This is a genomic window from Enterobacter sp. S-33, assembly GCF_028735835.1.
Taxonomy (GTDB): Bacteria; Pseudomonadota; Gammaproteobacteria; order Enterobacterales; family Enterobacteriaceae; genus Enterobacter; species Enterobacter vonholyi.
Genome location: NZ_CP117838.1, coordinates 4,258,846 through 4,273,387 on the forward strand (window position 1 = coordinate 4,258,846; position 14,542 = coordinate 4,273,387).

At 57.6% G+C, this 14,542-nt stretch carries 11 protein-coding genes; 7 read left to right on the forward strand and 4 right to left on the reverse strand.

Annotated features, from left to right (window positions below):
* Positions 1–4: 4 nt before the first annotated feature.
* From PUP35_RS20320 to feoC, 4 genes are all read left to right on the forward strand, one after another.
* Entirely contained in the window at positions 5–2,335 is a 2,331-nt protein-coding gene (locus PUP35_RS20320) for a Tex family protein (protein WP_115876851.1), read from the forward strand.
* 303 nt (positions 2,336–2,638) lie between these two features.
* Complete coding sequence (gene feoA / locus PUP35_RS20325) at positions 2,639–2,866, forward strand: ferrous iron transporter A (RefSeq protein ID WP_008503050.1); 228 nt, start codon at positions 2,639–2,641, stop codon at positions 2,864–2,866.
* Between the two features lie 30 nt (positions 2,867–2,896).
* Entirely contained in the window at positions 2,897–5,215 is a 2,319-nt protein-coding gene (feoB, locus tag PUP35_RS20330; protein ID WP_127732501.1) for a Fe(2+) transporter permease subunit FeoB, read from the forward strand.
* 10 nt (positions 5,216–5,225) lie between these two features.
* The gene (gene feoC / locus PUP35_RS20335; RefSeq protein WP_274241118.1) at positions 5,226–5,462 is read left to right on the forward strand and encodes a [Fe-S]-dependent transcriptional repressor FeoC; all 237 of its coding nucleotides are present in this window, start codon (positions 5,226–5,228) and stop codon (positions 5,460–5,462) included.
* Positions 5,463–5,495: 33 nt separating this feature from the next.
* On the opposite strand, the gene PUP35_RS20340 is transcribed toward feoC, so the two are convergent.
* Both PUP35_RS20340 and bioH read right to left on the reverse strand, forming a co-directional pair.
* On the reverse strand, positions 5,496–5,765 hold the full coding sequence (locus tag PUP35_RS20340; RefSeq protein WP_048976276.1) for a YdgH/BhsA/McbA-like domain containing protein: 270 nt from the start codon (positions 5,763–5,765) through the stop codon (positions 5,496–5,498).
* A gap of 111 nt (positions 5,766–5,876) precedes the next feature.
* The gene (gene bioH, locus PUP35_RS20345) at positions 5,877–6,650 is read right to left on the reverse strand and encodes a pimeloyl-ACP methyl ester esterase BioH (RefSeq protein ID WP_274241123.1); all 774 of its coding nucleotides are present in this window, start codon (positions 6,648–6,650) and stop codon (positions 5,877–5,879) included.
* A gap of 36 nt (positions 6,651–6,686) precedes the next feature.
* Here bioH and gntX point away from each other — a divergent pair, with 36 nt between their 5' ends.
* The 3 genes from gntX (at position 6,687) to gntT (ending at position 9,706) form a co-directional block, all read left to right on the forward strand.
* Positions 6,687–7,370 (forward strand): DNA utilization protein GntX, encoded by a 684-nt coding sequence (gene gntX, locus PUP35_RS20350; protein ID WP_127732505.1) that lies wholly within the window; start codon positions 6,687–6,689, stop codon positions 7,368–7,370.
* 61 nt (positions 7,371–7,431) lie between these two features.
* Positions 7,432–8,007 (forward strand): Fe-S biogenesis protein NfuA, encoded by a 576-nt coding sequence (nfuA, locus tag PUP35_RS20355; RefSeq protein ID WP_008503055.1) that lies wholly within the window; start codon positions 7,432–7,434, stop codon positions 8,005–8,007.
* Between the two features lie 382 nt (positions 8,008–8,389).
* Positions 8,390–9,706 (forward strand): gluconate transporter, encoded by a 1,317-nt coding sequence (gntT, locus tag PUP35_RS20360; RefSeq protein ID WP_024907902.1) that lies wholly within the window; start codon positions 8,390–8,392, stop codon positions 9,704–9,706.
* 87 nt (positions 9,707–9,793) lie between these two features.
* Here the strand turns inward: gntT and malQ are convergent, their stop codons facing one another.
* The gene (gene malQ, locus PUP35_RS20365; protein ID WP_274241128.1) at positions 9,794–11,872 is read right to left on the reverse strand and encodes a 4-alpha-glucanotransferase; all 2,079 of its coding nucleotides are present in this window, start codon (positions 11,870–11,872) and stop codon (positions 9,794–9,796) included.
* 9 nt (positions 11,873–11,881) lie between these two features.
* Entirely contained in the window at positions 11,882–14,275 is a 2,394-nt protein-coding gene (malP, locus tag PUP35_RS20370) for a maltodextrin phosphorylase (RefSeq protein WP_274241129.1), read from the reverse strand.
* Positions 14,276–14,542 lie beyond the last annotated feature (267 nt).

Sequence of the window (14,542 nt, forward strand, 5' to 3'; positions counted from 1 at the left end):
AGCCATGATGAATGATTCGCTCTGCCGCATTATTGCGGGTGATATTCAGGCCAGAGCCGAACAGGTAGAAGCTGCCGTTCGCCTGCTTGATGAAGGGAACACCGTGCCGTTTATTGCACGCTATCGTAAGGAAGTCACCGGCGGTCTGGATGACACGCAGCTGCGTAACCTGGAGACCCGTCTCGGTTATCTGCGCGAACTGGAAGAACGTCGTCAGGCGATCCTCAAATCCATCGGCGAACAGGGCAAACTGACCAGCGATCTGGAAAGCGCCATTAACGGCACCCTGAGCAAAACCGAATTAGAAGATCTCTATCTGCCGTACAAACCGAAGCGCCGCACGCGCGGGCAGATTGCGATTGAAGCGGGCCTTGAGCCGCTGGCCGACCTGCTGTGGAACGAGCCGTCGCACGATCCGGAAACCGAAGCGGCGAAATTTATCGACGCTGACAAAGGCGTGGCGGACACCAAGGCCGCCCTCGACGGCGCACGCTACATTCTGATGGAGCGCTTCGCCGAAGACGCCGCGCTGCTCGCTAAAGTGCGTGATTACCTGTGGAAGAATGCCCACATCGTCTCTACCGTCGTCGCGGGTAAAGAGGAAGAAGGCGCGAAATTCCGCGACTATTTCGATCACCACGAACCGATTTCCACCACCCCTTCCCACCGCGCGCTGGCAATGTTCCGCGGCCGCAACGAAGGCGTGCTCCAGCTCTCCCTGAACGCCGACCCGCAGTTTGACGAGCCGCCGAAAGAGAGCCACTGCGAGCAGATCATTATCGACCATCTCGGCCTGCGTCTGAACAACGCGCCGGCGGACAGCTGGCGTAAAGGCGTAGTAAGCTGGACCTGGCGCATCAAGGTGCTGATGCACCTCGAAACCGAGCTGATGGGCACCGTGCGCGAACGCGCCGAAGATGAAGCGATTAACGTCTTCGCCCGTAACCTGCACGACCTGCTGATGGCCGCCCCTGCCGGCCTGCGCGCGACAATGGGTCTCGACCCGGGTCTGCGTACCGGCGTGAAGGTCGCTGTGGTTGACGGCACCGGCAAGCTGGTGGCGACCGATACCATTTATCCGCACACCGGCCAGGCAGCGAAAGCGGCCGTCGTGGTGGCGGCGCTGTGCGAAAAATACAACGTCGAGCTGGTTGCCATCGGCAACGGTACGGCCTCTCGTGAAACCGAGCGTTTCTACCTCGACGTGCAGAAGCAGTTCCCGAAAGTGACGGCACAGAAAGTGATCGTCAGCGAGGCCGGGGCGTCCGTCTATTCCGCGTCCGAGCTGGCGGCCCAGGAATTCCCGGACCTGGACGTTTCCCTGCGCGGGGCGGTTTCTATCGCTCGCCGCCTGCAGGATCCGCTGGCGGAGCTGGTGAAGATCGATCCGAAATCCATCGGCGTGGGCCAGTATCAGCATGACGTGAGCCAGACTCAGCTGGCGCGCAAGCTGGATGCGGTGGTGGAAGACTGCGTAAACGCCGTTGGCGTTGACCTGAATACCGCCTCCGTTCCCCTGCTGACCCGCGTGGCGGGCTTAACCCGCATGATGGCGCAGAACATCGTCGCCTGGCGTGATGAGAACGGCCAGTTCCAGAACCGTCAGCAGCTGCTGAAGGTGAGCCGTCTGGGGCCAAAAGCCTTTGAGCAGTGTGCGGGCTTCCTGCGCATCAACCACGGCGATAACCCGCTGGATGCCTCCACCGTGCACCCGGAGGCGTACCCTGTGGTGGAACGCATCCTGGCCGCCACCCAGCAGGCGCTGAAAGATCTCATGGGTGACAGTAGCGCCCTGCGCAACCTGCAAGCCGTTGATTTCACCGACGACAAATTTGGTGTGCCAACCGTCACCGACATTATTAAAGAGCTGGAAAAGCCGGGCCGCGATCCGCGTCCTGAGTTCAAAACGGCGACCTTTGCCGACGGCGTGGAAACCATGAACGACCTGCTGCCCGGCATGGTGCTGGAAGGCGCGGTGACCAACGTCACCAACTTTGGCGCGTTCGTGGATATCGGCGTGCATCAGGATGGTCTGGTGCATATCTCATCCCTTGCCGACAAGTTCGTTGAAGACCCGCACACCGTGGTCAAAGCGGGCGACATCGTGAAGGTCAAAGTGCTGGAAGTGGATCTGCAGCGCAAGCGTATCGCGCTGACCATGCGTCTGGACGAGCAGCCGGGCGACACCAACGCGCGCCGCGGCGGCAATGGCGGAGGCCGCGAACAGCAGCGTCCCGCCGCGAAAGCGGCAAAACCGCGCGGACGTGATACTCAGCCTGCAGGCAACAGCGCGATGATGGATGCGCTGGCGGCTGCGATGGGTAAAAAACGCTAAGGTTGTAAATGCCCCTCACCCTAACCCTCTCCCCAGAAGGGAGAGGGCCGGGATGAGGGGAATAATCATATCGAAATATATGAAACCGATTGCATAGCCATATTTAAACCACTAATTATCACCCCGTTAACAAATACTCCCCTTTTCGTTTTCCAGGCAATTCAGCAAATATTGAGCAAGGTCAAACAGGCCGTAAATTAATACCGCAAACAACATTCCGTCACAGTTTTAATATTGCTGATAAAAACTATTCTCATTATCATCCCATAGTAGATAATTTAACCTTTCGTGGAATCAGGCGTTATGCAATTCACTCCAGACAGTGCATGGAAGATTACCGGTTTTACCCGCGAAATTAGCCCAGCCTATCGGCAAAAGCTGCTGTCGCTGGGCATGCTGCCCGGCTCGTCATTTCAGGTCGTGCGCGTGGCGCCGCTGGGCGACCCGGTTCATATCGAAACCCGCCGCGTGAATCTGGTCCTGCGTAAGAAAGACCTCGCATTAATAGAAGTCGAAGCCTTATCCCGATAACAAGCCAGCGGTTTCAGTGAGTCTAAAAAAATGAAAAAGTTAACTATTGGCTTAATTGGCAATCCTAATTCCGGCAAGACCACGCTTTTTAACCAGCTGACCGGGGCACGCCAGCGCGTAGGCAACTGGGCGGGCGTGACGGTTGAGCGTAAAGAGGGCCAGTTCACGACGACAGACAACCAGGTGACGCTGGTTGACCTTCCCGGCACCTACTCCTTAACCACCATTTCGTCACAAACCTCGCTCGATGAGCAAATCGCCTGTCACTATATTCTTGGCGGCGACGCGGATCTGCTGATCAACGTGGTCGATGCCTCAAACCTCGAGCGTAACCTCTATCTGACGCTGCAGCTGCTGGAGCTGGGTATCCCCTGCATCGTGGCGCTCAACATGCTCGACATCGCAGAGAAACAAAAGCTGCGCATCGACGTCGATGCCCTCTCCGCGCGCCTGGGATGCCCGGTCGTTCCGCTGGTTTCGACGCGGGCTCGCGGTATTGATGCGCTGAAGCTGGCCATTGACCGTCACGCGGGAAATCGCGACGTTGAGCTGGTGCATTACGCCCAGCCTCTCCTGCGCGAAGCCAACGTGCTGGCGCAGGAGATGGACACCGGTATGCCAGCAAAACAGCGCCTGTGGCTTGGCCTGCAGATGCTGGAAGGGGATATCTACAGCCGCGCTTACGCCGGGCATGCGGCCGATAAGCTGGACGCGACGGTAGCCCGTCTTAGCGACGAGCTGGACGACCCGGCGCTGCATATCGCCGATGCGCGTTACCAGGCCATAGCCTCGATTTGCGACGTTGTCAGTAACGCCCTGACGGCAGAGCCCAGCCGCTTTACGGCGGCGGTGGATAAGGTCGTGCTTAACCGCTTCCTCGGTTTGCCCATCTTCCTGCTGGTGATGTACGTGATGTTCCTGCTCGCCATTAACATCGGCGGCGCACTCCAGCCTATTTTCGACGCCGGTTCCGTCGCGGTCTTCGTGCACGGCATTCAGTGGGTGGGATACACCCTTCACTTCCCGGAATGGTTAACCATCTTCCTCGCGCAGGGGATCGGCGGCGGTATCAACACCGTTCTGCCTCTGGTGCCGCAGATCGGCATGATGTATCTGTTCCTCTCGTTCCTGGAAGATTCCGGCTACATGGCGCGCGCCGCGTTCGTGATGGATCGTCTGATGCAGGCGCTGGGTCTGCCGGGTAAATCCTTCGTCCCGCTGATTGTCGGCTTCGGCTGTAACGTACCGTCGGTGATGGGCGCACGCACCCTGGATGCGCCGCGTGAACGTCTGATGACCATCATGATGGCGCCGTTTATGTCCTGCGGTGCCCGTCTGGCCATCTTTGCGGTCTTTGCCGCAGCCTTCTTTGGTCAGCAGGGCGCGCTGGCGGTCTTCTCGCTGTATGTGCTGGGCATCGTGATGGCGATCCTCACCGGTCTGATGCTGAAGCACACCATCATGCGCGGTGAAGCGTCACCGTTTGTAATGGAGCTGCCGGTGTATCACGTGCCGCATCTGAAAAGCCTGGCGATCCAGACCTGGCAGCGCCTGAAGGGCTTTGTGCTGCGCGCCGGTAAGGTGATTGTCATCGTCAGCATTTTCCTGAGCGCGCTGAACAGCTTCACCCTCAGCGGACAGGCGGCAGATAACATTAACGACTCTGCCCTCGCCTCCGTCAGCCGCGTCATCACGCCGGTCTTTAAACCGATTGGCGTGCATGAGGATAACTGGCAGGCAACCGTCGGGCTGTTCACCGGCGCGATGGCGAAAGAGGTGGTTGTCGGCACCCTGAACACGCTTTACACCGCAGAGAACATTCAGGAACAGGAATTTAATCCGGCAGAGTTTCATCTCGGTCATGAACTGCTGGGTGCCGTAGAGGAGACCTGGCAGAGCCTGAAAGACACCTTCAGCCTGAGCGTGCTGGCGAACCCTATTGAGGCCAGCAAAGGCGACGGCGAAATGGCGACGGGAGCCATGGGCGTGATGGGCGAGAAATTTGGCAGCGCGTCCGCGGCCTACAGCTACCTCATCTTTGTCCTGCTCTACATTCCGTGCATCTCCGTGATGGGGGCGATTGCCCGCGAGTCCAGCCGCGGCTGGATGGGCTTCTCCATCCTGTGGGGGTTAAACATTGCGTACTCGCTTTCGACGCTCTTTTATCAAACCGTTAATTTCAGCCAGCATCCGCGCTACAGCCTGGTCTGCATTCTCGCGGTTGTGCTGTTTAACGTGATAGTGCTCGGTTTGCTGCGGCGTGCGCGCAGCCGCGTCGACATCGACCTGCTGGCAAACCGTAAAACCGCCGCGACCTGCTGCAGCAGCCCGGCGGGCGACTGTCACTAAGGAGTAAACCATGGCATCGTTGATTCAGGTTCGTGACCTGCTGGCACTGCAGGGGCGAATGGAGGCGAAACAGCTGAGCCTCAGCCTGCATACGCCGCAGCCGATGATCGATGCCATGCTGGAAAGACTGGAAGCCATGGGGAAAGCCGTGCGGATTCAGGAAGACGCGGAAGGCTGTCTCTCCGGCAGTTGTAAAAGCTGTCCGGAAGGAAAGGCCTGCCTCAGGGAGTGGTGGACGCTGCGTTAACAAAGCCGGGCATCGCTGCCCGGCTTTATCGTATTACTTGTAGACGTCCGCCGTTGCGCGTACGTTTTTGGTCTGTTTTTCTGCACTGGTGACGACGTAGTACGTTCCGCCCAGCTCATCCGCTTTCTTCGACAGCTCTCTGCGAGCATCCATCGGCGCGGTGGTGTCAGACGTAGAAATCTCACCAATTTTCGTCAGATTCATGCTGGCAACTTTATCTTTTTCCAGCTCTTTTGCCGCAAAGACGCCAAATGACAGTGACCCAATAACCAGAGAAGTGACAATACCTGTAACAAGTTTCATAGCCTGACTCTCCATAGGATTGTTGTTTTGATTATCGTAGGCAGAACAACCGCAACGACATCTGGAGTATGGTTGCGGTGTGTTACTTTTTCCAGGCAGGATAGAAAATAATCAGTCGAAACGTTGACTTAACGCAATCAGCGCTGAACAAAATTCCGTCGGATGAGAGATAAACGGGGCATGTGCAGCTTTGGCAACGATCTGCGATTCGCTGTCCGGCCAGAGCGAATCCAGCAGCGGAGCCACTTTGCGCGGCACAATTCCGTCGAGGTAGCCATAGATACGCAGGTGCGGCATCGTCAGGGCGGCCAGCGGCTCGCGCAGATCAACCGTTTTCAGGAGTTCCAGCCCGCCGTTTAGAACCTCAACCTCCGGCATCGGCAGCGACAGCACGGTCTGCTTCAGCGTACGGGCATCCTGACGCGCGGTTTCAGTACCCATCGTCTGCAGCGCGAGGAACCGCTCTACGGTCCGCTGGAAATCTTCGCACAGCTGCTGCTGAAAGCCCGCCAGTACCTCGGGTTTTATCCCTGGCCACGCGTCCTGCGCGCTAAAACAGGGCGACGACGCCACCGTCACCAGCGCTTTTACGCGGTCAGGTCTCGACAGCGCAATCTGGCTCGCCACCAGCCCGCCCAGGCTCCAGCCCAGCCAGATGGCATTTTGCGGAGCAGCGTTCAGAACCTGCTCCGCCATCTCATCAAGCGACATGGCCCCAAAACCGCGGCTGCGGCCATAACCTGGCAAATCCACCAGATGCAGCGTGAAATGCGAGGCGAGTTCCTCGCTTACGCAACGCCATACTTCAGCATTCAGTCCCCATCCGTGCAGCAGCACAAGATGGCAATTTCCTGTCCCGACGGTCTGCCACCACAGCGTCTTCATCAGTTACTGTTCTCTTTTTTCACATGGAGGTTGCACATGCTAACAGTACCTGGGTTGTGCTGGCTATGCCGAATGCCGCTGGCACTAGGCGGGTGGGGCATCTGCTCCGTCTGTACGCGATCGCTGCAATGGCGTATCGGGATCTGCCCACAATGTGGTTTACCGGCCACGAATCCCGCTTTGCCCTGTGGCCGTTGCCTGAAAAAGTCCCCGCCGTGGAGCGCGATGGTGGCGGTGGATGATTATGTTCCGCCGCTGAACAGGCTGATCCACGCGCTGAAGTTTTCCGGGCAGAGCTCGCTGGCACAGCCCCTTGCTCGCCTGCTGTTGCTGGCGGTTTTGCAGGCGCGACGTCAGCGGGCTCTGCCAAAAATCGACATGGTGGTGAGTGTCCCCCTATACCGGCGTCGTCACTGGCGGCGCGGCTATAACCAGAGTGACCTGCTCTGCCGTCCCCTCGCACGGTGGCTCGGCTGTCGGTATGATGCCCGCGCGCTGACACGTGTTCATGCCACCGCCATCCAGCATCAGCTCAGCGCCCGGCTTCGCAAAAGAAACCTCAAAAACGCCTTTCGCCTTGAATTGCCGGTCGACGGGCTCCATATCGCGATTGTGGATGATGTTGTCACCACAGGCAGTACCGTTGCTGAACTTTCCCGACTGCTTTTGCAAAGCGGCGCCGCGTCGGTTCAGGTATGGTGTCTGTGCCGTACCTTGTAGCCCTTCTTCAATGGGCGTATGATTATACCCAGGTAATTTAGTCAACTATTAGGCCAAAGCTATGATCCGTATTTCCGATTCTGCACAAGCGCACTTTGCCAAACTGCTGGCAAATCAGGAAGAAGGGACGCAGATCCGTGTGTTTGTGATCAATCCAGGCACGCCGAATGCAGAATGTGGTGTTTCTTATTGTCCTCCGGACGCTGTGGAAGCTACTGACACTGCCCTTAAGTTTGAACAGCTCACCGCCTATGTTGATGAGCTGAGCGCACCGTATCTTGAAGATGCGGAGATCGACTTCGTCACCGATCAGCTGGGTTCTCAGCTGACCCTGAAAGCGCCGAACGCGAAAATGCGTAAAGTGTCTGACGATGCCCCTCTGATGGAGCGCGTTGAGTATCTGCTGCAATCCCAGATCAACCCACAGCTGGCGGGCCACGGCGGCCGTGTTTCCCTGATGGAAATCACCGACGAAGGTTTTGCCATCCTGCAGTTTGGCGGCGGTTGTAACGGTTGTTCAATGGTCGATGTCACCCTGAAAGAAGGGATCGAGAAGCAGCTGCTGAACGAGTTCCCGGAACTGAAAGGCGTGCGTGACCTGACCGAACACCAGCGCGGCGAGCACTCTTACTACTAATTCAGCGCCCGTCTGTATTGCCCGGTGGCGCTGCGCTTACCGGGCCTACAGAAACAGTGCGGTCTGATGCCCTCTCCCTCGTGCGAGGGTGAAAACATCAAAAACGGTAACCTCGTGGTTACCGTTTTGCGTTTACCTCTCCCTCTATATGTTGACCTGCGTCTCATAATTCACATTTTGCCTGCCAGGGTGATTCTCAATCACGTCATGTTACCCGTATCATTCTCATGGGCACTAAGCACACCCATAACAGCCGACTAAACTTAATCGTTTAAAAGGCATCAGTATTAGTGCCGTTACTTCTCTGTTCCCAGTTGGGACAATCGGAATTTGTCGTTGAAACAATGACGTTACCCATAACAATTCAAAGGCCAGGTAAATCATGCCATTAGTCATCGTTGCTATCGGTGTTGTGTTATTACTGCTCTTGATGATCCGTTTCAAAATGAACGGATTTATCGCTCTGGTTCTGGTGGCACTTGCAGTCGGTCTGATGCAGGGGATGCCGCTGGTGAAAGTTATCAGCTCGATTAAAGCCGGTGTCGGCGGCACGCTCGGCAGCCTGGCATTGATCATGGGCTTCGGCGCCATGCTCGGTAAAATGCTGGCGGACTGCGGGGGCGCGCAGCGTATTGCCACCACGCTTATCGACAAATTCGGTAAGAAGAACATTCAGTGGGCAGTGGTGTTAACCGGCTTTACCGTTGGTTTCGCGCTGTTCTATGAAGTGGGCTTCGTATTGATGCTGCCGCTGGTGTTCACCATTGCGGCTGCCGCGAGCATCCCGCTGCTCTATGTCGGCGTGCCAATGGCTGCGGCGCTGTCCGTGACCCACGGCTTCCTGCCGCCGCACCCGGGTCCAACCGCTATCGCGACCATCTTCCACGCGGATATGGGTAAAACTCTGCTGTTCGGTACGATTCTGGCGATCCCGACGGTGATTCTGGCCGGCCCGGTTTATGCCCGCTTCCTGAAAGGCATTGATAAGCCGATTCCGGAAGGTCTGTACAGCGCCAAAACCTTCACCGAAGAAGAGATGCCGGGCTTTGGCGTCAGCGTCTGGACCTCCCTGGTACCGGTGATCCTGATGGCGATGCGCGCCGTGGCGGAGATGATCCTGCCTAAAGGTCATGCGTTCCTGTCCGTGGCGGAATTCCTGGGTGACCCGGTGATGGCAACGCTGATTGCCGTGCTGATCGCGATGTTCACCTTCGGTTTGAACCGTGGCCGCTCCATGGATCAGATCAACGACACGCTGACCTCTTCAATCAAAATCATTGCCATGATGCTCCTGATCATCGGCGGTGGCGGTGCATTCAAGCAGGTTCTGGTCGACAGCGGCGTGGACAAATACATCGCCGCCATGATGCATGAAACCAACGTATCGCCGCTCCTGATGGCCTGGTCTATTGCCGCGGTTCTGCGTATTGCGCTGGGTTCAGCGACCGTTGCGGCGATCACCGCAGGCGGTATCGTTGCCCCGCTGATTGCGACCACGGGCGTAAGCCCTGAGCTGATGGTTATCGCCGTCGGTTCCGGTAGCGTGATTTTCTCTCACGTTAACGACCCTGGCTTCTGGCTGTTCAAGGAGTACTTCAACCTGACGATCGGTGAAACCATCAAGTCCTGGTCCGCGCTGGAAACCATTATTTCGGTGTGTGGTCTGGTCGGGGTGCTGCTGCTCAACATGGTGGTCTGATGCCCTAAGTCGGGTGGCGGCTACGCCTTACCCGACCTGCATGAGCACTGCCTGATAATAAAAAACCCGCCACTGGCGGGTTTTTTATTACTTCTTACCAGCAGCTTTTCGCCGCTTATCCAAATCCTTGATCAGCCTGTTCACCCCATCATCGGCAAACATCGCCTCAAGCGTGGTGGACAGCTTGCGACGCCAGTTCTTGTACTGATAGCTGGTGCCCGGGATGTTCACCGGCTCAGCCATATCAATCCAGTCTTCCGGCTGCAGCCCCAGCAGCGCGCTGTTGCTGTCGGCAATATAGCGCTGCAAACCGCGATTGAGGGTCGCGGTCATCGACATCAATGACGCTTTATGTCCCGCACGTTTCGGCAGACAGCCCTGCTTGTGCAGAGCATCCAGTAGCCCCTGTTTGGAAAGCTCGCGATCCTGATACAGGCCGCGTAACACCTCCTCATCAGGATACAGGCCCAGCGTTTTGCCGAGCGTCAGATCGCCGCTTTCCCAATAGCCACGAAGCGTAGGAAGGTCATGCGTCGTCGCGACTGCCATTGACTGTTCAGGGTACGCTTGCGGCGCGCGGAAGGTTTTCTCATGGTCGTTTTCAAAATAGAGCACTTTATAGGAATAGACGCCGCTGTCGCGGAGCTTGCTGACAATTTCCACCGGCACGGTACCGAGATCTTCACCGATCACCATGCACTGATGGCGCTTGCTTTCCAGGGCCAGGATCGACAGCAGATCGTCAACCGGATACTGCACATACGCCCCGTGATCGGCTGTTTCACCGTACGGGATCCACCACAGACGCAGCACGGACATTACGTGGTCAATACGCAGCGCGCCGCAGTTCTGCATGTTAGCGCGCAGCAGGTCGATAAACGGCTCGTAAGCGCGCTCCGCCATGACGTGCGGATCCATAGGCGGCAATCCCCAGTTCTGGCCCAGCGGGCCAAGGATATCCGGCGGCGCGCCGACGGAGGCTTTCAGACAGTAAAGCTCACGGTCACACCAGGTTTCCGCGCCGCCTTCCGCCACGCCCACGGCCAGATCGCGGTACAGGCCAATCGGCATTTTATAGCCCTGGCTCACCTGCCAGCAGGCGGCAAACTGGCTATAAGCCAGCCACTGCAGCCACAGGTAGAAGTCCACTTCATCGGCATTTTTTTTACAGAACGCTTTCACTTCAGGCGTGTCGACGCTCTGATACGCTTCGGGCCAGACCGGCCAGCCCCAGCGCATTTCGTCCTCTTTTACCTGATATGCGTGCAGCGCATCGAACGCCGCCTGCCAGTACAGGCTCTCGCCCTCCTGCGTCACAAACTGGCGGAACGCGGCCATCTGCTCGTCATCGCGCTGCGAAAAGCCTTTCCACGCCAGGCGCAGCGCGGCCATTTTCAGCGCCGTGACGGTGGAATAGTCCACCCAGTCAGCTTCGCGCGCCTGCTTCAGCGCCTGCTGTGTGGTGCTGAGTTTCCACCACGCCTGCGCCTCCTGGCTGTTTTTGAAATCATCTAAGGCGTTAACGTCGATATAAATAACGTTCAGCCAGCGACGGGACGACGGACTATACGGGCTGGCGCTCTCCGGGTTGGCCGGATAGAGCGCGTGGATCGGGTTGAGACCGATAAACGCGCCGCCGCGCTCGCCCACGGATGCCAGCATCTTTTTCAGATCGCCAAAATCACCGATGCCCCAGTTGCTGTCGGAACGCAGAGTGTAGAGCTGCACGCAGGCGCCCCACAGCTTTTTGCCTTCAAGCAGCGCCTGCGGCTCGTAGCAGCGTTTTGGCGCGACGATCACCCGGCAGTGGAAACGCAGATCGTCCTGGGTGAGCGTTAAGGTGTGATACCCCTCCGGCAGCTTTGCCGGAAGGTTTAACGTTTTGCCGCCGGTGGCGTGACCTTTATGCTGATGCCCCTCTTCGGTGGTAAGAAGCCAGCTAAACTCGCCGCGCCCCTCCACCGCCAGCGGCATCTTTTTGCCTGCGGTGAATACCTTCACGTTCGGCACCGGCGCAGCCGACGCTTTCGCGTCGGTTTTGTGCATGGCATCCAGCAAACGTCTTTTGGTGTCCGCACCAATAGACTGCGGTTTGCCGTGAGCATTAATGTAACTGAGGCTAATTCCCGCCGCCTGCGCGGCATTGTCCAGACGTTTACTCTCCATCGCGCTTCCTTAGCGTTTTGCCTGCCAGATACGGGCCTGATAATCACGGATTGAGCGGTCAGAGCTGAACATACCGCAGCGGGCGGTATTCAGGATGCACGCGCGGGTCCACGCTTCCTGGTCGCGATACAGCACGTCGACCTGCCTTTGCGCTTCAACGTAGGCCGTGAAGTCCGCCATTACCAGATACGGGTCACCGCCGTGTTTGTCCATGCTGTGCAGCATCTGGTCAAACGCGTGCTTATCGCCGTCGCTGTATTTACCGCTCTCCAGCTCCTTCAGCACCGCATCGAGGACTTTGTCTTTCTTACGCCATTTCACCGGGTCATAGCCTTTGGCCTTGATGGCTTTCACCTCTTCCACGGTATGGCCGAAGATAAAGATGTTATCTTCGCCCACCTTCTCGGCGATTTCGACGTTCGCCCCGTCGAGCGTGCCGACGGTCAGCGCGCCGTTCAGCGCCAGCTTCATGTTGCCGGTACCGGAGGCTTCTTTTCCTGCGGTTGAGATCTGCTCGGAGATATCCGCCGCCGGGATCAGCATTTCCGCCGCCGAGACGCAGTAGTCCGGCAGGAACACTACCTTCAGCTTGTCGCCCACTTTCGGATCGCTGTTGATCGCCGCCGCCACTTTATTGATGGCGAGGATAATGTTTTTCGCCAGGTAGTAGCCCGGCGCCGCTTTCGCACCGAACAGGAACACGCGCGGCACGCGGTCGGCCTGCGGGTTCTCGCGGATCTCTTTGTACAGCGCCAGAATGTGCAGCAGGTTCAGATGCTGGCGTTTGTACTCGTGCAGACGTTTGATCTGGATATCGAATATGGCGTTCGGGTTGATCTCAATCCCGGTACGCACTTTCACAAACTCCGCCAGGCGAACCTTGTTCTCAAGCTTGATCGCCCGGTACTGCTCGCGGAATTTCGCGTCGTCAGCGTATTTTTCCAGGTTGATGAGCTGGTCCAGATCGTTGGCCCACTCTTTCTTCAGGGTCTTATCCAGCAGGCCGGCCAGCAGCGGGTTGCACTGCTTGATCCAGCGACGCGGCGTGATGCCGTTGGTCACGTTGTGGAATTTGGTTGGCCACAGCTGGTGGTATTCCGGGAAGAGATCTTTGACCACCAGATCCGAGTGCAGCGCCGCCACGCCGTTCACCGCAAAGCCGCTGACCACGCACATATTCGCCATGCGCACCTGCTTATCGTGAACCACCGCCAGCTTCGCCCAGACCGACTTGTTGCCCGGCCAGGTTTTATCCACGAGCTTTTTAAACTGGTCGTTAATTTTGTTGATGATCTGCATGTGGCGCGGCAGCAGCGTTTTCACCAGCTTCTCATCCCAGCACTCAAGCGCTTCTGGCATCAGGGTGTGGTTGGTGTAGGCAAAGGTACGGCTGGTGATGGCCCAGGCGTCATCCCAGCTCAGCTGGTGCTCGTCGATCAGCACGCGCAGCAGCTCCGGGATGGCAATGGTCGGGTGCGTGTCGTTGAGCTGAATCACTTCAAAGTCCGGCAGCTGCGCCAGCTTGCGGCCCGCCAGGTGATGGCGACGCAGAATGTCCGCCACGGAGCAGGCGCACTGGAAGTACTGCTGCATCAGGCGCAGCTTTTTACCGGCCAGGTGGTTGTCGTTCGGATAGAGGACTTTGGTCAGCTTCTCGGCGTCGATGCCCTGCTGCTCGGCGCGCAGGAAATCGCCGTCGTTGAATTTGGTCAGGTTAAACGGATGCGCGTGCTTCGCCTGCCACAGACGCAGCGGCTGCGCCACGCCGTTACGGTAGCCAAGCACCGGCAGATCCCAGGCTTCGCCGGTGATGGTGAACGCCGGTTCCCAGAGACCCTGCTTTGTCACTTTCCCGCCAATGCCAACCTGTACGTCCAGCTGCGCGTTGTGGCGGAACCACGGATAGGTATTGCGATGCCAGTCGTCCGGCGCTTCCATCTGATGCCCGTCGGCAAACGACTGACGGAACAGGCCGTACTGATAGTTCAGACCATAGCCAATCGCGGACTGGCCGACGGTCGCCATGGAGTCCAGGAAGCAGGCCGCCAGGCGTCCCAGGCCGCCGTTGCCCAGCGCCGGGTCAATCTCTTCTTCCAGCAGGTCGGTCAGGTTAATGTCGTGTTCTTTGAGGACGTCACCGACCTCCTGATACCAGCCAAGGTTCAACAGGTTGTTGCCCGTCAGACGGCCAATCAGGAATTCCATTGAAATGTAGTTTACATGGCGCTGGCCTTTTACCGGTTTTGCCAGGGGCTGAGCATCCAGCTGCTCTGCGAGCGCACCGCTCACTGCCTGCCACCACTGGTGAGGCGTCATTTCGTTTGCAGCATGAAGGCCAAAACGCTGCCACTGACGCGTCAGGGCAGCCTGGAATTGAGCTTTGTTGAAAGTAGGCTGTGACATAGGGGATCGGCATCCTTTAGAAAGAAAACACAAGTTGGCGCTAGTGTGCCTGGCTCATTTCCCCTCTTCCTCCTCCTGTGGGGGATTAGACAGGGAGGAGTAACGGGGATGAGCATAAAAGTGTGATCGAGGCCACTCTCAGAGCATAGTTCGAGTGTGCCCGGAAGATAAAAAAGTAACCGAGGAGAATGTCAAAGAAATGAAATGCGGTTTCGGGTGAAATTAAACCCCGCCGAAATAATTACTTACGTAGAATAATATTTCGGC

What these genes read in the sequence shown, in the direction of transcription:
- PUP35_RS20320 (WP_115876851.1), top strand. Translation starts at nt 5, where the DNA reads ATGATGAATGATTCGCTCTGCCGCATTATTGCGGGTGATATTCAGGCC.
- feoA (WP_008503050.1), top strand. Translation starts at nt 2,639, where the DNA reads ATGCAATTCACTCCAGACAGTGCATGGAAGATTACCGGTTTTACCCGC.
- feoB (WP_127732501.1), top strand. Translation starts at nt 2,897, where the DNA reads ATGAAAAAGTTAACTATTGGCTTAATTGGCAATCCTAATTCCGGCAAG.
- feoC (WP_274241118.1), top strand. Translation starts at nt 5,226, where the DNA reads ATGGCATCGTTGATTCAGGTTCGTGACCTGCTGGCACTGCAGGGGCGA.
- PUP35_RS20340 (WP_048976276.1), bottom strand. Translation starts at nt 5,765, where the DNA reads ATGAAACTTGTTACAGGTATTGTCACTTCTCTGGTTATTGGGTCACTG.
- bioH (WP_274241123.1), bottom strand. Translation starts at nt 6,650, where the DNA reads ATGAAGACGCTGTGGTGGCAGACCGTCGGGACAGGAAATTGCCATCTT.
- gntX (WP_127732505.1), top strand. Translation starts at nt 6,687, where the DNA reads ATGCTAACAGTACCTGGGTTGTGCTGGCTATGCCGAATGCCGCTGGCA.
- nfuA (WP_008503055.1), top strand. Translation starts at nt 7,432, where the DNA reads ATGATCCGTATTTCCGATTCTGCACAAGCGCACTTTGCCAAACTGCTG.
- gntT (WP_024907902.1), top strand. Translation starts at nt 8,390, where the DNA reads ATGCCATTAGTCATCGTTGCTATCGGTGTTGTGTTATTACTGCTCTTG.
- malQ (WP_274241128.1), bottom strand. Translation starts at nt 11,872, where the DNA reads ATGGAGAGTAAACGTCTGGACAATGCCGCGCAGGCGGCGGGAATTAGC.
- malP (WP_274241129.1), bottom strand. Translation starts at nt 14,275, where the DNA reads ATGTCACAGCCTACTTTCAACAAAGCTCAATTCCAGGCTGCCCTGACG.